Consider the following 18,713-nt stretch of genomic DNA (forward strand, 5'->3'; position numbering starts at 1 on the left):
ACCGACCATGACCAGACCACCAGGCCCTGTCTCTCCGGCAGGGCGTCCAGGGGCCTCTTCTTGCTGATCTTGCTCGCCGCGCTCTTCGGCTTGGCCGCGGCGTGCCCGTGGCTGGTCCAGGCGATGGGTCGACGGGCGTTCCTGCCCGTGGCCGTCGTACCGCTGGCGGGGACGGCCTGGCTGGCGACCCAGGCCCCTGCCGTCGCCGACGGCGAGGTGCTCACCGAGGTGCACCCCTGGGTGGGGAGCATCGGCGTCGACCTGGCGTTCACGCTCGGGCCGCTGCAGTGGCTGATGGGCGTCATCGTGCTCGGGATCGGCGCCGTGGTGCTGGCCTACTGTGCCTGGTACTTCCACGACGACAGCCTGGGGGTGCCCCGCTTCGCGGCCGTGCTGGTCGCCTTCGTCGCCGCGATGCTCGGCCTGGTGCTGGCCGACGACCTGCTGCTGACCTACGTCTTCTGGGAGCTGACCACGGTCTTCTCCTTCCTGCTCATCGGGCACGACCCGGCCCGGCGCAGCAGCCGTCAGGCGGCGATCCAGGCCCTGGTGGTCACCACCCTGGGTGGGCTGGCGATGCTCGTCGGCATGCTGGTGCTGGGCCAGAGCGCCGGCACCTACCGGACCAGCGAGATCCTGGCCGACCCCCCGGGCGGCGTCGCCGTCGTGGTCGCGGTGCAGCTGCTCCTGGTCGGCGCGATCAGCAAGTCCGCCCTGGTGCCGTTCCACTTCTGGCTGCCCGCCGCGATGGCCGCGCCGACCCCGGTCAGTGCCTACCTGCACGCCGCGTCGATGGTGAAGGCCGGCGTCTTCCTGGTCGCGCTGATGGCGCCGGCGTTCGGCGACGTCGCCGGCTTCCGGGAGGTCCTGGTCACCCTGGGCCTGGTCACGATGCTGCTCGGCGGCCTGCGGGCGCTGCGCCAGCACGACCTCAAGCTGCTGCTGGCCTACGGCACCGTGAGCCAGCTCGGGTTCCTGATGCTGGTCCTGGGGCTCGGCACCCGGAGCGCGATGCTGGCCGGGCTCGGGCTGCTGCTGGCCCACGCGCTGTTCAAGGCCACCCTGTTCCTGGTGGTCGGGATCATCGACCGCACCACCGGGACCCGCGACCTGCGCCGGCTCACCGGGCTGCGTCGCCGGATGCCGTGGGTGACCGGTGCCGCCGTGGTGGCCGCCGCGTCCATGGCCGGGCTGCCGCCGCTGCTGGGCTACGTGGCCAAGGAGAGCGTCTTCGTCGCGCTCGTCGACGTCGCCCGCGAGGGCGACGGCACCGGCCTGGGCGGACCGCTCGGCTGGGTGGTGCTGGTCGGGGTGGTGCTGGGCTCCGCGCTGACCGTGGCCTACTCGGCACGCTTCGTCTGGGGCGCCTTCGCCGACCGCGAGGTCGAGGAGAAGGTGACGGTGCGCCGGGTCCCTCCGGGCTTCGTCGCCGGCCCGGTGCTGCTGGCCGTCCTCACCGTCCTGCTGGCCTTCTTCGCCCACCCGATCACCGAGCTCCTCGCTCCGTACGTCGACCTGTTGCCGCCCGGCGTGCACCACGCCGAGCTGGCGCTCTGGCACGGCGTGGGACTGCCGCTGGCCTGCACGGCGGTGGCGGTGCTGCTGGGCCTGGCCCTGCACCTGGCCCGTGGGCCGTTCGCGCACCTCCAGGCCGGCTTCGCCCACGACCTCAGCCTCGACCGCGCCTACCGGGGCGGGATGCGGCTGCTGGACCGCACCGCCGTCGAGGTCACCGCGGTCGTGCAGCGGGGCTCCGCGGCGGCGTACCTGGGGATCATCCTGGTGGTGGTCATCGTGGCTCCCGGCTCGACGCTGATCGGCGCCTGGGACGACATGCGCGTGCGTGCCTGGGACACTCCGGCCCAGGCCGTCATCGGCGTGGTCATCGTGGCCGCGGCGCTGATGGCGGCCCGGTCCCGGCGGCGGCTGCGCGCGGTGCTGCTCGCCGGCGCCACCGGCTACGGCACCGCCGTCCTGTTCGTGCTGCACGGCGCCCCCGACCTCGCCCTGACCCAGGTGCTGGTGGAGACCCTCACCGTCGTGGTCTTCGTGCTCGCGCTGCGTCGCCTGCCGGAGTACTTCTCCGACCGGCCGCTGACCCGGCAGCGCTTCTGGCGGATGGCGCTCGGCGCCGGCGTCGGGCTGGTCGCCGCCGGCTTCATGATCGTCGGCTCCGGGGCACGCGTCGCCGAGCCCGTCTCCGTCGTCCTGCCCGAGCTGGCGGTCGACTACGGCGGCGGCAAGAACATCGTCAACGTCATCCTGGTCGACGTCCGGGCCTGGGACACCCTCGGGGAGATCTCGGTGCTGGTGGCCGCGGCGACCGGGGTGGCCAGCCTGATCTTCGTCGACGCCCGCGGCGCCGGCATCCGGCGCGTGCACGAGATCCGCTACCCGACGGCGGTGCAGAAGCAGCCCACCGGGGGCGGTCGCCGGGTGTGGCTGGCGGCGCCGCGGACCCTGCCGCCGGAGAGCCGCTCGATCATCTTCGAGGTGATCACCCGACTGATCTTCCACACCATCATCGTGTTCTCCGTCTACCTGCTGCTGGCCGGCCACAACGCTCCCGGCGGCGGCTTCGCGGCCGGGATGGCGGCCGGGCTGGCCCTGGTCATCCGCTACCTGGCCGGGGGGCGCTACGAGCTGGACGAGGCCGCACCCGTGGACGCGGGCCGGCTGATCGGCGGCGGCCTCGCGGTCGCCGCGCTGGCGGCGCTGCTGCCGCTGGCCTTCGGCGGCGACGTGCTGCAGTCGGCCGTGGTCGACCTGCACCTGCCGCTGCTGGGCGACCTGCACCTGGTCACCTCGGTGCTCTTCGACGTGGGCGTCTACCTGGTGGTGATCGGGCTGGTCCTGGACCTGCTGCGGGCGCTGGGCTCCCAGATCGACCGCCAGGTGATCCGGGAACGCCGTACCGCCGAGGAGGCCCGACAGTCATGACCGACGTCAACCTGACCCTGGTGATCATCTCCTCGTCCCTGCTCGCCTGCGGCGTCTACCTGCTCCTGGAGCGCAGCCTGTCGCGGGTGCTGGTCGGCCTGGTGATGATGGGCAACGGGGTGAGCATCGCCTTCCTGGTGGCCGGCGGACCCACCGGGGACCCCCCGATCGCCGGCCGCGGAGACGCCGCCGACATGGCCGACCCGCTGCCGCAGGCGATGGTGCTGACCGCCATCGTGATCACCCTGGCCACCACCGCCTTCGTCCTGGCCATGGCCTACCGCAGCTGGCAGCTCAACGGGCACGACGACGTCCAGGACGACGCCGAGGACGCCCTGATCCGACGGCTGGCCACCATGGACGTCACCTCCGACGCCTACGGCGCCTCCTCCGACGAGGGAGATCCGGACCAGGAGCTCGCGAGCGACTTCGCCGAGGGCGAGCTCGCCGCCGAGCAGGCGGAACAGGCAGATCAGGCGGAACAGGCAGATCAGGCAGACGGCGAGCAGGAGACCCGCACATGAGCTGGCTCGTCCCCCTTCCCGTCGCCCTGCCGCTGCTGGGTGCCGGCCTCTCCCTGGTGCTGGCCCACCAGCCCCGCGCCCAGCGGTGGCTGAGCGCGGCAGTGCTGAGCGCGATGGTGGTGGTGGCCGCGCTCCTGCTGGTGGCCGCCGACCGCGACGGGCCGCAGACGCTGTGGGTCGGCGGCTGGCCCGAGACCGTCGGCATCGTGCTCGTCGCGGACCGGCTCTCGGCGCTGATGCTGCTGGTCAGCGCGGTGGTGACGCTCGCGGTGCTGAGCTACTCCATCGGGCAGGGCATGGTCGAGGACGAGGAGGGCGCGCCGCTGTCGGTGTACCACCCGACGTTCCTGGTGCTGGTGGCCGGAGTGGCCAACGCCTTCCTGGCCGGCGACCTGTTCAACCTGTTCGTCAGCTTCGAGATGCTGCTCTTCTCCAGCTACGTGCTGCTCACCCTCGGCGGCACCGTCACCCGGATCCGCGCCGGGACGATCTACGTGCTGGTCAACCTGCTCTCCTCCACCCTGTTCCTGATCTCCCTGGCCGTGGTCTACGCCGCCACGGGCACCCTCACGCTGGCCCACCTGGCCCAGCGGATCGCCGACCTGCCCGACCACGTCTCCCTGATGCTGCAGCTGCTGCTGCTCACCACGTTCGCGATCAAGGCCGCGATCTTCCCGCTCTCCTTCTGGCTGCCCGACAGCTATCCCACCGCACCCGCCCCGGTCACCGCCGTCTTCGCCGGACTGCTCACCAAGGTCGGCGTCTACGCGATCCTGCGGGTGCAGACGCTGCTGTTCCCCGACAGCCCGCTGACCGGCCTGCTGCTGTGGGCCGCCCTGTTCACCCTGGTCATCGGCATCCTGGGAGCCATCGCACAGTCGGACATCAAGCGGATGCTCTCCTTCACCCTGGTCAGCCACATCGGCTACCTGGTGCTCGGCATCGCGCTGGGCGGCGAGCTGGGCGTCGCGGCCACCATCTTCTACGTCGTGCACCACATCACCGTGCAGACCGCGCTCTTCCTGGTCATCGGCCTGGTGGAGCGGCGGGCGGGCAGCACCTCGCTGGTCCGGATCGGCGGGCTGGCCCGGCTCTCGCCGCTGGTGGCCGTGCTGTTCTTCATCCCCGCGATGAACCTGGCCGGCATCCCGCCCTTCTCCGGGTTCATCGGCAAGGTGGGACTGCTCCAGGCCGCCGAGGCCAACGGCAGCCCCCTGGCCTGGGTGCTGGTGGCCGCGGGGGTGCTGACCAGCCTGCTCACCCTGTACGCCGTGGCCAAGACCTGGGCGGTGGCGTTCTGGCGCACCCCGCTGGAGGCCCACGAGGCACTGGAGGCGATCGTCGAGGTCGACGCCGATCCGCTGCCCGGGCACGACACCGCGCCCGTGGCGCAGCACAAGGGGCACGTGCACACCGTCACCGGCACCATCTCGCGCCAGACGCTGGAGGACGCCCGCAGGCTCGCCGACGACGGGGAGCCGGACCGCGACTTCTACGAGCTGATCGAGGCCGGTGACGACACCGAGCACATGCCGGCCAGCATGGTGCTGCCCGCCGCCGGGCTCGTCGCGGCCACGGTCGCGCTCACCGTCATCGCCGGGCCGCTGTACGCCCTGAGCGACCGCGCGGCCCACGACCTGCTGGACCGGTCGCCGTACATCGAGTCGGTGCTGGGGGGTGGACAGCCGTGAGCCCGCACCTGCGCACCCGGAGCGACGGCACGAGGCGACCCGCGCGCTACCGTGCGCTGCAGCCCGCCGCCCTGGTCTGGCTGACCCTGGTGTGGCTCGCGCTGTGGGGCGAGATCTCGCCGATGCTGGTGGTCTCCGGGGTGCTGGTGGCCGTGCTGGCCTGCCTGGCCTTCCCGCTGCCCCCGATCGACTTCGGCTCCCGGGTGCGCCCCGCGCGCCTGCTCTACCTCCTCGCGCACTTCCTGGTCGACGTGGTCCGCGCCAGCATCGACGTGTCGCGGGTGGTGCTCCGGCGTCGCCCGGTGCGCAACGCGGTGGTGGCGGTCAACCTGGAGAGCTCCTCGGACTTCGTGCTGACCGCGGTGGCCGCGATGCTGTCCCTGGTGCCCGGCTCCATCGTGGTGGAGGCGCGGCGCTCCACCCACACGCTCTACCTGCACGTGCTCGACGTCCCGGACCGCGCCGCCGCCGAGGCGTTCCGGGCCGAGGCGCTGGCGGTCGAGCAGCGGTTCCTGGCTGCCTTCCCGCCCAAGGCGCCGGCGGCCACGCCGGACGCGCTCGGCTCGGCGCAGGGGGGTGGTCGGCCATGACGGTCGTGCTGGTCGTCGCCGCGTCGCTGCTCGGGATCGCCTCGATCCTGCTGGTGGTGCGGCTGACCATCGGCCCCACGATCCTGGACCGCAGCATGGCGCTGGACGTGATGATGGCGGTGATGGTCTGCGCGGTCGCCCTGTGGTCGGCGCACACCGACGAGGTGGACCTGCTCCCGATGCTGCTGGTGCTCAGCACCGTGGGGTTCGTGGGCTCGGTCGGCATCGCCCGCTACGCCAGCGGCGTGGGCGACGTCGAGGCGGAGCTGAGCGCCGAGGACCCGGTCAGCGACCGCTCCGCCCACGAGCGTGACCGGGCCAGCGACGGGGCCCGCTACGGGGCCGACGACAGGGATGGTGAGCGATGAGCTGGACCTTGCTGCTCGACCTGCTCTCGGCCGTCCTCCTGCTGTCCGGCTCGTTCTTCGCCCTGGTGGCCGCCATCGGCGTGCTGCGCCTGCCGGACCTGCTCAGCCGGATGCACGCGGCGACCAAGCCGCAGGTGATCGGGCTGATGCTGGTCGTCGTGGGGCTGGCGCTGCGGCTGCGCGAGCCCGGGGCCCTGGGCATCCTGGCGCTGATCGTGGTGATGCAGATGGCCACCAGCGTCGTCTCGGGCCACATGGTGGGCCGGGCCTCGTTCCGGGCCGGGCAGGTGCGCGAGGACCTGCTGGTGGTCGATGAGCTCAGCGGGGAGTTCGACCAGGGTCAGGAGCCGCGCGGGGCGCCGTGAGCTGACCCCACCGGCCGTGGTGCACCACCTGGTCCGGGCCGCGTCGGGTGCGGCGAGTCGCGGAGCCGGTGGCGCCGCCCGGGGCCGGGTGCCCCACGGTGATCGCCCCGATCGGGGTGAGCTCGGCCGGCACCCCGAACTCCGCCCGGAACGGGGCCAGCCGGTCGGGCGGGATCCCGAAGAAGCACGCCCCCAGACCTTCGTCCACGCACGTCTGCAGGATCAGCAGTGCCGCCATCCCGGTGTCGACGTGCCAGTAGGGGACGGGCCAGCGGGCCTCGTCGCGGTCGGTCCAGCCCTTGTCCGGCTCGGCATAGCGGTCCAGGTAGGCCTCGCGGTTGCTCAGCGGGACGATCACCGCCGGCGCGGTCCGCATCCCGTCCAGCCAGGCGTTGCTGGCGTCGGGGTCCGGCGAGGTGGCCCGCCAGAAGCGCGCCACCTCGGCCGGCCCCTCCAGCCGCAGGAACGCCCAGCCCTGGGAGAAGCCCGCGCTGGGTGCCCGCACGGCGTGCTCGAGCATCCGGTCCAGGGCGGCCGGGTCGACGGGCTCGTCGGTGTAGCGGCGGACCATGTGGCGACGGCGTACGACCTCGCGGAACTCCATGCGCCACATCCTCGCCCAGCCGCGCGCCGGCCCGCACGGCCGGTGTCGCTGGGAGACTGGGTCCGTGACCTTCGAGCAGATGTGGCAGGACGTGGCGACGGTGGGTCGGGTCGACGGGGGCGGCTACCGACGCCAGTCCTTCGCCGGGGCCGACCTGGAGCTGCGGGAGTGGTTCGCCGCGGCAGCCGGGGAGCGGGGCCTGTCCTGCGAGGTCGACCCCTTCGGCAACCTGGCCGCGTGGTGGCGTCCGGCTGACGTCGGGACCGGGCCGGGGATGCTGACCGGGTCCCACCTGGACTCCGTGGTCGACGGCGGTGCCTACGACGGCCTGCTCGGAGTGGTCTCCGGGTTCGCCGCCCTGGACCTGCTGCGCGAGGGCGGCGTCGTGCCGGCCCGGCCGGTCGGGGTGGCCGCCTTCGCCGAGCAGGAGGGCTCCCGCTTCGGCCGGCCGAGCCTCGGCGCCGGGCTCGCGACCGGTGCCCTGGGCTGGGCCGAGGCCCGGGAGCTGTGTGACTCCGCGGGGGTCCGGCTGCCCGACGCGCTCGCGGCCGCCGGTATCGCGCCACCCGACGCCGACCCGGGCCGGGACGCCGTGGCGGCCGCGTTCCGCCGGCGCGTCGCCTGCTACGTCGAGCTGCACCTCGAGCAGGGCCGGGACCTGGCCGACCGGGACGCGCCGGTAGGGCTGGGCGGCCGGACCTGGCCGCACGGCCGCTACCGCTTCGACTTCACCGGGACAGGTGACCACGCCGGCACCGCCCGGATGGAGGACCGGCGCGACCCGATGCTCGGCTACGCCATGACCGTGCTGGCGGCCAACAAGCAGGCCCGGCTCTCGGGCCAGCGCGCCACCTTCGGGCGGGTCGAGGTGGCACCCGGCGCCGCGGACGCCGTGCCCTCGCGGGTGACCGGCTGGCTCGATGCCCGGGCCGAGGACGAGGAGGCCCTGGAGCGCCTGGTCGCCGCGATCGTCGCCCAGGGCACGGCGCGGTCGCAGCGTGACGGGACGGAGCTGGTGGTGACGCCGGAGTCCGTCTCGCCCGCGGTCGTCCTCGACCCCTCCCTCGCCGGGCGGGTCGGCGCCGGTCGCGACTGGCCCGTCGTACCCACCGCGGCCGGGCACGGCGCCGGGGTCCTCAACGCCGCCGGCGTGCCCGCCGCCATGCTGTTCGTGCGCAACCCGACCGGGGTCTCGCACTCCCCGGCCGAGCACGCCGACCTGGCCGACTGCCTGGTCGGGGTCCGGGCCCTCGCAGACACCCTGGCCCGGCTCGCGGTCTGAGGTGCCACGCGGCCGCCCTGAGGTGGCGGGGCGCCCCGGGGTGCGGCACAGATAGGGCAGGCGCCCGATGTGAGCTGCTACCTCAGCGACCGACTCTCGACTCGTCAGTCATCGCGAGAAGGAGAGCATCATGGGCGGCATCGACTACTACACCCAGGCCGAGATCGACTACCGGCTGGAGCGAGCGCGCCGGGCGTGGCCCCGGAGCCGCCGCAAGGGCCGCCGCGCGGCGACCACCAGGCGGTGGCAGGGGCCCCTGCGGGGCGCCGAGGAGATGCGCTGAGCGGCGGCGTGGCATCCATGCCCGCACTGTCGGTGGAGCACGACATGATGGACGTCGTGACCCCCAACCGGAGCGTCGACCTCGTGGGACGAGATGCCGAGCTGGCGGAGCTGTGCTCCCGGCTCGGCATCGCCGCGTCCGCGGACGGCTTGACGGCACGCACCACCTCGGTGCTCCTGGCCGGCGACGCGGGCGTCGGCAAGACCCGGCTGCTCACCGAGCTGCGGGACCGTGCCCTGACAGCCGGCTGGCACGTCGTGGCCGGGCACTGCGTGGACCTCTCGGACTCAGCCCTGCCCTATCTGCCGTTCTCCGAGATCCTGGGCCTGCTGACCGGCACCCTGCCCGAGGTCGCGGGCAGCATCCTGGCAGACCAGCCGGTGCTGCAGCGGCTGCAGCCAGGACGCCGGGTCCGCACCAGCACCGAGCATGCCGACGAGTCGCCGCTGGAGCGGGCCGATCTCTTCGAGGCGATGCATGCCCTGCTCGAGCGGGCGGCGGGGGAGGCTCCGATCCTGGTGGTGGTCGAGGACGCCCACTGGGCCGACCAGTCCACCCGCGACCTGCTCAGCTTCCTCTTCTCCCGGGGGTTCGCCGCCCCGGTGGGGCTCGTGGTCAGCTACCGCTCCGACGACCTGCACCGGCGCCACCCGCTGCGCCGCCAGGTCGCGCAGTGGTCCCGGCTGCCGGTGGCGCGGATGCAGCTGGAGCCGCTGGGCGCCAGCGACGTGCGCCAGCTGGTCCACGTGCTGCACCCCGACCCGATCGCCGAGCGCGACGTGGCCGACATCGTGGAGCGGGCCGAGGGCAATGCGTTCTTCGTCGAGGAGCTGGTGGGCGCCGCCCGGGTGACCGGCGGCGTGCCGGCTGACCTGGCCGACCTGCTGCTGGTCCGGCTGGAGCGGCTCGAGGACGGTGCCCAGCAGGTGGTGCGGACCGCCGCGGTGGCCGGGCGCAAGGTCAGCCACGCTCTGCTCGCGGCGGTCTCCGGGCTGGGGGAGCAGGAGCTCGACGAGGCGCTGCGCACCGCGGTGGAGCGGCACGTCCTCGAGCCGGTCGGTGGCGATGCCTACTCCTTCCGCCACGCCCTGCTGGCTGAGGCGGTCTACGACGACCTGCTGCCCGGCGAACGGGTACGCCGGCACGCGGCGTACGCCCGGGTGCTGCAGTCCGGCGCGGTGCCCGGGACCTCGGCCGAGCTGGCCCGGCACGCCAGGCTCGGTCAGGACGTCGCCACGGCGCTGCGGGCCAGCATCGACGCGGGCGACGAGGCGATGCGGGTGGGTGGCCCCGAGGAGGCCTCCCAGCACTACGAGCTCGCGATGCAGCTCCTCGACCACCCGGCCATCCGCGAGTCGGCCCCAGGAGTCCTCGGCCTGGCCGAGCTGGCGATGCGCACCGCCGACGCGCTCACCGCCGCCGGCCACGCGCACCGGGCCAACGCGCTGCTGGCCGAGACGCTGCAGCGGCTGCCCGCCGGCTCCTCCGACATCGACCGGGGGCTGCTGACCTCCCAGCTGGCGCTGAGCATCTTCACCATCGAGGACGAGGGCGACGAGCTGGAGCTGGCCCGCCGGGCCGTGGAGCTGCTGTCGGGGGGCACCGAGGCCCAGCGGGCGCGGTCCCTGGCCAACCAGGCACGCATCCTGGCCGGGCACCTGCGCGAGGACGAGGCCCGCCGGGTCGGCGCCGAGGCGCTGGCGATGAGCCAGCGCCTGGACCTGCCACGGCTCAGCGCCGACATCCTGACGACGCTCGCCTCGCTGCAGCGTCACAGGCTCGGCGACGACGTCGGCGACGCGCTGGCCGACGTCATCGGACAGGCCCGCAGCAGCGGCGCCGTGCACGCCGAGCTGCGCGGCCTCTACGGCCTCGGCCGGTTCCGCCAGGACCGGGGCGAGATGGACGAGGCGCTCGCCCTGTTCGAGACCTGCCGTGAACGCGGCGTCCAGCTCGGCACGCCGTGGGCGCCGTACTCCTTCGACGCGCTGGTGATGGGCGGGTCCGTGCAGTTCGTGACCGGCCGCTGGGAGGACGCGCTGCGCACCGCCGGGCAGGCCCGCAACGCCCCGTCGCCCCTGGTCGCCGGGGTGCTGCGCGGACTGGAGGCCACGGTGGCGGCCGCCCGCGGTCAGCGCGTGGCAACCCAGCTGGTGGCCGAGCTGCGGCCCCTGTGGTCGGGCGAGGGGCTCGTCGGGCTGTTCGCCGCCACCGCCGAGCTGGAGCTGGCCGAGCAGTCGGCGGACAGCAGGAGCGCGCTCGGCACCTACGCCCGCGCCGTCGAGGTGCTCGGTGCCATGTGGCGCGACCTGTTCCAGGCCCGGCTCCGGCTGGCCGCGCTCACCCTCGGGGTGCTCGGCACGGCGTCCCGGCGGGAGAGCGGCGCCGAGCGGGTCGCGGCCCAGGCCACGGCCGACCGGCTGCTCAGCGACGGGCGTCGGGTGGTGGCCCGCAACCGGGAGGACGGGCTGGTCTTCGGCCCCGAGGCGCTGGCGTGGATCCAGCGGCTGGAGGCCGAGCACCTGCGCTGGCGCTGGCTGGCGCAGGTCGACCCGCCCGCCCCGGACGAGCTCCGCGAGGCGTGGGAGCAGACCGAGGCGGCGTTCGCGCGCTACGGCCACGTGCACGAGCTGGCCCGGGTGCGTGCCCGGCTCAGCGACGTGCTGCGCGGCCTCGGCGAGCCCGAGCTCGCCCGGGCGGCCGGCGACCTCGCCCGCGCCGCCGCCCACTCGCTCGGCGCGCAGCCGCTGCTCGGTGAGCTGACGGCGCTGGGCAGCGCCCCGGCCGCCGGCCGCGAGGAGCAGGTGGGACTGACGCCGCGGGAGAGCGAGATCCTCGCGCTGGTCGCCGAGGGGCGCAGCAACGGCGAGATCGGCCAGCAGCTTTTCATCGCCACCAAGACGGTCAGCGTGCACGTGTCCAACATCCTGGCCAAGCTCGGCGCCGCCTCGCGCACCGAGGCCGCGGCCCTGGCCCGCAGGCGGGGGCTGATCGGCTGAGAGGCACAATCTCCTGCGTGAGCCAGCCGCAGACCGAGTCCCCGACGCTGCGGTGCTCCGTGGCCAGCCGCAGCACCGGCGAGCCACTGGCCGGCACCGCGCCCACGGAGACGACGTACCTGTTCCTGGAGTACGCCGGGGCCTGGGGTCGGCAGGCGCTGGAGGAGAGCCGTCTGCCCGAAGCGGTCCGGGTGCTCCTGGGCAGCCTGACCGGGGTCCGGGTGCAGCTGATCCGCAGGCACGGCGGCATCTCGGGGCCGGGGGTGCGGATCTTCACCGCCCACGTGTCGGAGTCCGCCGTACGGCTGGAGACCGCCGTGCTGGGGGATGTCTCCGAGCTGCTCGAGATGGACCTCACCCCGTTGACCGCGGGCCGCGGCCTGGACCTCACGCCGTACCCCGACGAGCTCCTGCTGGTCTGCACCAACGGGCGGCGGGACGTGTGCTGCGCCGAGCTGGGCCGGCCCGTGACGGCCGCCCTCGGGGCGCGCTGGCCAGAGGCGACCTGGGAGATCAACCACCTCGGCGGGCACCGCTTCGCCGCCACCCTGCTGGCGCTCCCCAGCGCGGTGACGTTGGGACGTCTGGACCACGAGTCGGCCGTGCTGGCCGTCGAGGAGCTCCAGGCCGGCCGACACCCCCTGGGCTTCTCCCGCGGCCGGGCCGGCGTCAGCCCAGCGGCGCAGGTGGCCCAGCTGCACGTGGTGGAGGAGACCGGGCTCGACGGGCTCGGTGACGTGGTCGTCACCGGTGAGGCCGACGGCGTGGTGAGCCTGAGCGCCGACGGCACGCCGTGGCAGGTGGGCGTCCTGACCCGCGCCGGGGAGGCCGTGCGGCAGAGCTGCGCGGACCTGCAGGGCAAGCCCGTCATGGTGCACGAGGTGGTCGCCGCGGGACCCGTCCAGGCCTGATCACCTCCTGCCGCGGGGTCCGGAGCACGACCAGATGGCGACGAAGGTGGACGCCCGCCGCTGAGATGGAACAATGGGGGCCGCCCGACCCGACCCTCCGGAGGAGAAGCGCCCGTGCCCGACCGCCCGTCACTCGAAGAGCGCCCCGTGCTCGCCGGGATCCTCGCCCTGGTGGGCGTGGCCCTGGTCGTCGGCCTGCTCGCCGGTGTCGGGGTGCTGATCGGCAGCAAGGTGCTCGGCCTCGGCGGCGACGACACGGCCTCGGCATCGGACACCAAGGTGACCTCCGGTGAGTCCCTCTACCTGCCCACCCCGTCCGAGACGGTGCGGCCCACCGGTCCCCAGATCACGCTGGACGCCACCGGCCCCACGCCCACCAGCACGGTGGTGACGCCCCTGCCCGAGTCCCCGACCACCTCGGCGCCGCCGGAGAAGGCCATCACCCTCACCGCCGGCCAGTCGACAGTGGCGGCGATGCAGCAGATCGACCTCAGCGGCTCCTACCCCCAGGGCGACGGCGCCATCCTGCAGGTGCAGCGGTTCGAGAACGGCGGCTGGGCGGCCTTCCCGGTGACGGTCTCGGTCAGCGGGGAGACCTTCGCGACGTACGTCCAGACCGGCCAGGGCGGCGAGACCAAGTTCCGGGTGCTCGACACCGACTCTGGCCTAGCCTCCAACGAGGTCGTCGTCACCGTCGGCTGAGGCTGAGGCTGCGGCTTGCGCTAGACGACCGCCGTAACCGCTCATCTGCGCCGTTGGGGCGGGCAGGTCAGGCGCCGGCCGTCCCCCGCAGTCGTACGTCGAGCTGTCGGGTCCAGTAGCCGACCCAGCCGGTGCCCAGCACCATCAGCACACCGAGCACCAGGCAGGCGGTGGCCAGCGGGGCGACGGCGGCCACGGCGCTGACCAGCAGTGGGCCACCGCTGTTGCCGATGTCGCCGCACAGCCGCCACCCGCCGAGGTACTGCGCCCGGCCGGCCAGGGGGGCGGTGTCCGCGCCGATCGTCATCACGATGCCGGAGCCCAGGCCGTTGCCGACGGCGATGAGCACCATCACCGCGGTCACCGACCAGGCGGCGGTGGCCAGGGGCAGCACGAAGCTGGCGACCGCGACGGAGGCGACCACGGGCAGCGCCACGACCATCCGGCCGTAGGTGTCCATCAGCCAGCCGCCGGGGAAGAAGAAGGCGATGTCGATCGCGCCGGCCACGGCGAAGATCAGCGACGTGGTGCTCGCGCTGAGCCCCACGTGGTCCGCCCAGAGGGGGAGCAGCCCGACCCGCAGGGAGCGGCTCACGCCGATGACGATCACCGCGACGCCGAGCGTGGCCAGCGACCGCCGTTCCGCGCGGAGCACCGAGAGCACCGGGAGGTGGCCCGAGGCCCGGGCCTCGGCCCGCTCCGAGGCGCCGAGGTCGGGCATCATCCGGGCCAGCAGAGCGCTGGCCAGCGACATGCCGGCGGCCAGCAGGAACGCCGACCCGAGGCCGAAGAAGTGGATCAGCCCGGCGCCGATCAGCGGCCCCACGAAGAGCCCCACCCGGTGGCTGCCGCCCAGCCCGGCCAGCGCGCGGGCCCGGTAGTGGGCCGGGACCACGTCGATCATGAAGCCCTGCCGGGCCATCAGGAAGGTGGTCCATGCCATCCCGCTGAGCAGTACGGCGGCTCCGAGGCCGAGCAGCGACTGCGTCAGGCCGGCCCACACCATCGCGGCCGCGTCCACGAACCCGACGGTGAACAGCGCCTGACGTTCCCCGATCCGGGCGATCAGGGCACCGGCCGGCAGCGCGGTCAGCATGCTGCCGATGCCCAGCAGGGCCACCACGAAGGCGGCGGTGGCCACGTCGGCGCCCAGGTCGCGGGCGTTCAGGGCCAGCACCGGTATCACCGCGCCGTGCCCGATCGAGTTGACGATCGTGGGCCCGTACGCGGTGACCGCTACGTCTCGGAGGCGGAAGTCGGACTCTGCGGACACGGCGCCGATTCTTGCGCAGGCGACCGACGCCTGGTCGCTCCGGTCTGGCCGGCGAGCACCCCGCCGAGCACCAGCAGCATGCCGAGCGCCTGGGGGAGCCCGAAGGCCTCGGCGGCGACCACGACCCCGAGCACCGTGCCGACCAGGGGGTTGAGCAGGCCCACCAGGGCCACGGCGCCCGCGGGCATCGCGCGCAGGGCGGTGAACCAGCAGAAGTAGGCCAGCCCGGTGCCCACGACCGCGATCCAGGTGAGCCCGAGCACCGCGTCGCGGTCCAGCGCCGGCGGTGCGCCCTCGACCAGCAGCGCGACCGGCAGGATGGCCAGGCCGCCGACCACCAGCTGCCAGGAGACCAGTGTCAGCATGTCCACCGGCGGGTGCCACCGCTTGATCAGCGTGAACCCGAGGGCCGAGACCAGCACGGACCCGAACGCACCCGCCAGGCCCACGCCCGTCACGCCGTCGGGGGTCTGCCAGACCAGCAGTGCCACCCCCACCAGACCGACCACCGCCGCGACGAGCCGGACGGCGTGGGCGCGCTCGGAGAGCACCAGCCACGCCATCCCCATCACCACGAGCGGCGAGGTCGCCTGCAGCGTGGAGGCGAGCCCACCGGGCAGGTTGTAGGCCGAGACGAAGATCAGCGGGAAGAAGAGCCCGATGTTGCACAGCCCCAGGACCAGCGCCTTCCACCACCAGTCCCCGCGCGGCAGGGTCCGGGTCCAGGCGAGCAGGACCAGTCCCACGGGCAGGGCGCGCACGAGCGCCGCGAAGAGCGGGCGGTCGGGCGGCAGGAGCTCCTCGGTGACGATGTACGTCGTGCCCCAGGTGATCGGCGCGACGGCCGCCAGCAGGACGGTGCGCCAGGAGGCGGAAGTCTCTTCCATGGAAGAGACTTTATCTTCCATGGAAGGTAAGGTCCACCCCATGAGCAGCGAGCGCGACCACGTCGGCCGGATCATGGACCAGTGGGCCCAGGAGCGGCCCGACCTCGACGTCTCTCCGATGGGGGTCATCGGTCGGCTGCACCGGCTCGCGGACCGGCTCCAGGCCGAGCTGCGCCCCGTCTTCGCCGCGCACGGGCTGGGCGAGGGGGACTTCGACGTGCTGGCCACCCTGCGTCGCAGCGGGGCGCCGTACCGGCTGACCCCCAGCCAGCTGGCCGACAGTGCCATGGTGACCTCGGGGGCGGTCACCAAGCGGGTGGACCGCCTGGTGTCCGCCGGCCTGGTCGAGCGGTCCGCGAGCCCTCGCGACGGACGCTCCTGCGACGTCGCGCTGACCCCTGACGGCCTCGAGCTGGTCGACCGCCTGGTGGCCGAGCACGTGGCCAACGAGCACCGGCTGCTCGCCGGCCTCGGTGCCGCGGAGCGCTCGCGCCTGGCCCAGCTGCTGGAGCAGTGGGGGCGGGCGATCGACTGAGCCGGCCGTCATCGCGTCCTCAGCCGAAGTGGTCCGGATCCGGACCCGTGCGGCCCTCGGGGCCACGGTCCAGGTCGCTGAGCGTGGCCATCTGCTCCGAGGTCAGCTCGAAGTCCAGGATCTCGGCGTTCTCCCGCATCCGCTCGGGGCGGGTGGTCTTCGGGAAGATCACGTCCCCGCGCTGCAGGTGCCAGCGCAGCGTGACCTGGGCCGGCGTACGGCGGAGCTGGTCGGCGATCTCCACGATCGGCTCGGACCGGGAGACCGCGCCCCTGGCGATGGGGGACCAGGCCTCGGTGACCACGCCGTGCCGGGCGTTGGCGGCGCGGACCGCCTCGTTGGTGAAGAAGGGGTGCACCTCGACCTGGTTGACCACCGGCACCACGCCGGTCTCGGCGACCACCCGGTCCAGGTGGTCGGGCTGGAAGTTCGAGACCCCGGCGGAGGTGACCAGGCCCTCCTCGACGAAGGAGACCAGGGCCCGCCACGCCGCCACGTAGTCGTCACGCGAGGGCAGCGGCCAGTGGATCAGGAAGAGGTCGACCCGGTCCAGCCCGAGCTTGGTCAGGGACTCCTCCAGGCTGCGCCGAGCCCGGGACGGCTCGTGGTTGGGGTTGTCGAGCTTGGTGGTGACGTAGAGCTCCTCGCGCGGCAGTCCGGACTCGCGCAGCGCCCGCCCCACGCCGGCCTCGTTGCCGTACATCTGGGCGGTGTCGATGTGCCGGTAGCCCAGCTCCAGGGCCGCCGTGACCACCTGCTGCGCGTCCTGGTCGCTCACCTTGTAGGTGCCCAGGCCCAGCTGGGGGATGGAGGTGCCGTCGTGGAGAGAAAGGTGGGGGAGGTCCATGTCACTCACCGTATCCACCCACCGGGTGTCGCCGCGTGGCATCCTCGTGCTCCATGACGAGCACCGCGAAAGCGCCCGAGAGTACCGACTCCCCGCTCCGGCGCTACGCCCGGATCGCCCGCCTGGCCTACCGGCACGGCCGGGGTGACCTGCTCCAGGGGCTGGAGATGGACGAGTTCAGCCACGACGACGACCCGCCGCTGGGCGACGACGACAAGGCCGAGGCCTTCGCCCGTGACCTGGAGAAGATGGGGCCGACGTACATCAAGCTGGGCCAGCTGCTCTCCACCCGCTTCGACCTGCTGCCCGTGGCCTACACCCAGGCCCTCGCGCGGCTCCAGGACGACGTCACGCCGTTCGGGTTCGAAGCCGTGCGCGAGATCGTCGAGGCCGAGCTGGGCGGGCGCCTGGAGGACCTGTACGGCGACTTCGACCCGGAGCCGATGGCGGCGGCCAGCCTGGGCCAGGTACACCGGGCGACCCTGCGCAACGGCCGGGAGGTCGTGGTCAAGGTGCAGCGTCCCGAGGCTCGGGACGTGGCTCGCGCCGACATGGACACCCTGGCCAGCCTGGCCGCCATGATCGACCGGCGTACCGACGTGGGGCGGCGCTACGGCTTCGAGAAGCTGGTCGCCCAGTTCCGCCAGTCCCTGGCCGGGGAGCTGGACTACCGCCGCGAGGCGCGCAACCTGCAGCGCTTCGGGAAGCTCGTCGAGCCCTACGACCTGTTGCTGGTCCCGCAGCCCGTGCCCGCGCTGAGCACCGGCCGGGTGCTGACCATGGACCTGGTCGAGGGACGCAAGGTGACCGAGCTGGGCAAGCTGGCACTCCTGGACCTCGACTCCGCTCCGGTCGCCGAGCAGCTCTTCGCCTGCTACCTGCACCTGATGCTCGGGGAGGGGGTGCTGCACGCCGACCCGCACCCGGGCAACCTGCTGCTCACCGACGACGGCCGGCTGGCCCTGCTGGACCTCGGCATGGTCGTCTCGGTGCCCCCGCGGCTGCAGGACAAGGTGGTCAAGCTCCTGCTCGCCATCACCGACGGCGACGGCGAGGAGGTCGCCGCGGTGCTCGCCGAGATGGGGCACCAGTTGCCCGACTACGACGCCGGGGCCTTCCGCAACGACGTCGCCCACCTGGTCTCCGAGGCCGTGGGGGCCGGCCCGGACCTGCAGGCCGGCATGGTCCTGGTGGAGCTGAGCCGGCTCTCGGGGCTGCACGGGCTGCGTCCTCCGGCGGAGATGTCGCTGATCGGCAAGGCGCTGCTCAACCTGGACAGCTCCACCCTGCACCTCGACCCGGGCTTCTCCCCGGCCGAGGCGCTGCGCGACAACGTCTCCGCCATCCTGGCCAGCGGGCTCGGGGTGAGCCCCGGCGGCATCATGGCCGCCGCGATCGAGGCCAAGGAATTCGCCAAGCTGCTGCCCCGGCGCGCCAACCGCATCCTGGACAACCTCGCCGCCGGGGAGTTCAACGTCCGCGTCGACGCCCTCGACGAGGAGCGGCTGCACACCGTGCTGCTGCGGGTCGCGAACCGGATCACCCTGGGGATGGTGATCGCGGCGATGCTGGTCGGCGCCGCGCTGATGATGCGGGTCGACGAGGGGCCGCGACTCTTCGGGGTCCCCGGGGTGGCGTTGAGCTTCTTCACCCTCGCGGTGCTCGCGGGGGTGGCGCTGACGGTCTGGATCGTGACCACCGACGGCAAGGTGGCCGCCCGCCCCCGCTCCCGGCCCGGCGAGCACGGCTGAGGGGGTCCGGCTTCCCTGGTCGGCGGTCTCGCCTGAGAAAAATCGGCCCCGGTTCGGGAACAATCCCCGGACGTACGTGCGTTGGACTCCATGAACGAAGTTGAGTTGAAGCCACTCAACTTGTTTGCCAGAATCGCTCCCAAGGGCGCAGGATGGCGTCA

Annotated in this window: 17 protein-coding genes; 13 read left to right on the top strand and 4 right to left on the bottom strand. The window is 73.5% G+C overall.

Annotated elements, in window-relative coordinates; all coding sequences use genetic code 11:
- The first annotated feature begins 60 nt into the window (after nucleotides 1-60).
- Genes C5H89_RS10250 through mnhG form a run of 6 tightly spaced genes read left to right on the top strand, consistent with a single transcriptional unit; the run spans nucleotide 61 to nucleotide 6,478 of the window.
- Nucleotides 61-2,940, top strand: a complete 2,880-nt coding sequence (locus tag C5H89_RS10250; RefSeq protein ID WP_104106943.1) for a Na+/H+ antiporter subunit A — start codon at nucleotides 61-63, stop codon at nucleotides 2,938-2,940.
- A complete protein-coding gene (locus C5H89_RS10255) occupies nucleotides 2,937-3,464 on the top strand; it encodes a Na(+)/H(+) antiporter subunit C (protein ID WP_104106944.1) in 528 nt (175 codons plus the stop codon). Before C5H89_RS10250 ends, C5H89_RS10255 begins: the two co-directional genes overlap by 4 nt.
- Entirely contained in the window at nucleotides 3,461-5,155 is a 1,695-nt protein-coding gene (locus C5H89_RS10260) for a Na+/H+ antiporter subunit D (protein ID WP_104106945.1), read from the top strand. The genes C5H89_RS10255 and C5H89_RS10260 overlap by 4 nt, the downstream gene beginning before the upstream one ends.
- Nucleotides 5,152-5,745, top strand: coding sequence for a Na+/H+ antiporter subunit E (locus tag C5H89_RS10265; RefSeq protein ID WP_104106946.1), 594 nt, complete (start codon nucleotides 5,152-5,154; stop codon nucleotides 5,743-5,745). The genes C5H89_RS10260 and C5H89_RS10265 overlap by 4 nt, the downstream gene beginning before the upstream one ends.
- Complete coding sequence (locus C5H89_RS10270) at nucleotides 5,742-6,113, top strand: monovalent cation/H+ antiporter complex subunit F (RefSeq protein WP_104106947.1); 372 nt, start codon at nucleotides 5,742-5,744, stop codon at nucleotides 6,111-6,113. Before C5H89_RS10265 ends, C5H89_RS10270 begins: the two co-directional genes overlap by 4 nt.
- Nucleotides 6,110-6,478: a monovalent cation/H(+) antiporter subunit G gene (mnhG, locus tag C5H89_RS10275; protein ID WP_104106948.1), complete on the top strand. Its 369-nt coding sequence runs from the start codon at nucleotides 6,110-6,112 to the stop codon at nucleotides 6,476-6,478. The genes C5H89_RS10270 and mnhG overlap by 4 nt, the downstream gene beginning before the upstream one ends.
- Here the strand turns inward: mnhG and C5H89_RS10280 are convergent.
- Nucleotides 6,432-7,082, bottom strand: a complete 651-nt coding sequence (locus tag C5H89_RS10280; protein WP_104106949.1) for a nitroreductase family protein — start codon at nucleotides 7,080-7,082, stop codon at nucleotides 6,432-6,434. The two genes, mnhG and C5H89_RS10280, sit on opposite strands and share 47 nt — an antisense overlap.
- A gap of 64 nt (nucleotides 7,083-7,146) precedes the next feature.
- Between C5H89_RS10280 and C5H89_RS10285 the strand changes: the two genes are divergently transcribed.
- The 5 genes from C5H89_RS10285 (at nucleotide 7,147) to C5H89_RS10300 (ending at nucleotide 13,259) form a co-directional block, all read left to right on the top strand.
- A complete protein-coding gene (locus C5H89_RS10285) occupies nucleotides 7,147-8,364 on the top strand; it encodes an allantoate amidohydrolase (protein WP_240181802.1) in 1,218 nt (405 codons plus the stop codon).
- Nucleotides 8,365-8,494: 130 nt separating this feature from the next.
- Nucleotides 8,495-8,647, top strand: a complete 153-nt coding sequence (locus C5H89_RS18940; protein WP_162799322.1) for a hypothetical protein — start codon at nucleotides 8,495-8,497, stop codon at nucleotides 8,645-8,647.
- A gap of 17 nt (nucleotides 8,648-8,664) precedes the next feature.
- Nucleotides 8,665-11,646, top strand: coding sequence for a helix-turn-helix transcriptional regulator (locus tag C5H89_RS10290; RefSeq protein WP_104106950.1), 2,982 nt, complete (start codon nucleotides 8,665-8,667; stop codon nucleotides 11,644-11,646).
- Between the two features lie 17 nt (nucleotides 11,647-11,663).
- Nucleotides 11,664-12,557: a sucrase ferredoxin gene (locus tag C5H89_RS10295; RefSeq protein WP_104106951.1), complete on the top strand. Its 894-nt coding sequence runs from the start codon at nucleotides 11,664-11,666 to the stop codon at nucleotides 12,555-12,557.
- Between the two features lie 114 nt (nucleotides 12,558-12,671).
- Nucleotides 12,672-13,259, top strand: a complete 588-nt coding sequence (locus C5H89_RS10300) for a hypothetical protein (RefSeq protein WP_104106952.1) — start codon at nucleotides 12,672-12,674, stop codon at nucleotides 13,257-13,259.
- 67 nt (nucleotides 13,260-13,326) lie between these two features.
- Here the strand turns inward: C5H89_RS10300 and C5H89_RS10305 are convergent, their stop codons facing one another.
- Both C5H89_RS10305 and C5H89_RS10310 read right to left on the bottom strand, forming a co-directional pair.
- A complete protein-coding gene (locus tag C5H89_RS10305; RefSeq protein ID WP_240181803.1) occupies nucleotides 13,327-14,532 on the bottom strand; it encodes an MFS transporter in 1,206 nt (401 codons plus the stop codon).
- The gene (locus C5H89_RS10310; protein ID WP_162799323.1) at nucleotides 14,496-15,419 is read right to left on the bottom strand and encodes an EamA family transporter; all 924 of its coding nucleotides are present in this window, start codon (nucleotides 15,417-15,419) and stop codon (nucleotides 14,496-14,498) included. Before C5H89_RS10310 ends, C5H89_RS10305 begins: the two co-directional genes overlap by 37 nt.
- A 40-nt stretch (nucleotides 15,420-15,459) precedes the next feature.
- On the opposite strand from C5H89_RS10310, the gene C5H89_RS10315 reads away from it, so the two are divergent.
- Complete coding sequence (locus tag C5H89_RS10315; RefSeq protein WP_104106954.1) at nucleotides 15,460-15,954, top strand: MarR family transcriptional regulator; 495 nt, start codon at nucleotides 15,460-15,462, stop codon at nucleotides 15,952-15,954.
- 19 nt (nucleotides 15,955-15,973) lie between these two features.
- On the opposite strand, the gene C5H89_RS10320 is transcribed toward C5H89_RS10315, so the two are convergent.
- Nucleotides 15,974-16,801, bottom strand: a complete 828-nt coding sequence (locus C5H89_RS10320; protein ID WP_205304976.1) for an aldo/keto reductase — start codon at nucleotides 16,799-16,801, stop codon at nucleotides 15,974-15,976.
- 53 nt (nucleotides 16,802-16,854) lie between these two features.
- Between C5H89_RS10320 and C5H89_RS10325 the strand changes: the two genes are divergently transcribed.
- Nucleotides 16,855-18,552 (top strand): AarF/UbiB family protein, encoded by a 1,698-nt coding sequence (locus tag C5H89_RS10325; RefSeq protein ID WP_104106956.1) that lies wholly within the window; start codon nucleotides 16,855-16,857, stop codon nucleotides 18,550-18,552.
- Nucleotides 18,553-18,713 lie beyond the last annotated feature (161 nt).

Origin of the sequence: Nocardioides sp. 616, assembly GCF_002930065.1 — a bacterium.
Taxonomy (GTDB): domain Bacteria; phylum Actinomycetota; class Actinomycetes; order Propionibacteriales; family Nocardioidaceae; genus Nocardioides; species Nocardioides houyundeii.